The organism is Bacillus sp. EKM208B, from assembly GCF_011800725.1.
Lineage (GTDB): Bacteria > Bacillota > Bacilli > Bacillales > Bacillaceae > Bacillus > Bacillus velezensis.
In genome coordinates this window covers 1-235 of the sequence record NZ_JAANHO010000059.1, presented here as the reverse complement: position 1 = coordinate 235, position 235 = coordinate 1, and the positions used below count along the sequence as shown (strand labels likewise).

Genomic DNA, 235 nt, shown 5'->3' with positions numbered 1-235 from the left:
GCGGTGTAGCTCAGCTGGCTAGAGCGTACGGTTCATACCCGTGAGGTCGGGGGTTCGATCCCCTCCGCCGCTACCATTGGACCTTTAGCTCAGTTGGTTAGAGCAGACGGCTCATAACCGTCCGGTCGTAGGTTCGAGTCCTACAAGGTCCACCACTTATACGGAGGAATACCCAAGTCTGGCTGAAGGGATCGGTCTTGAAAACCGACAGGGGTGTCAAAGCCCGCGGGGGTTC

The 235-nt window shown here is 57.9% G+C and carries 1 tRNA gene; it reads left to right on the top strand.

The features are described from left to right. Positions 1–78: 78 nt before the first annotated feature. Positions 79–155 (top strand) — tRNA-Ile (locus G9F75_RS19870). Positions 156–235 lie beyond the last annotated feature (80 nt).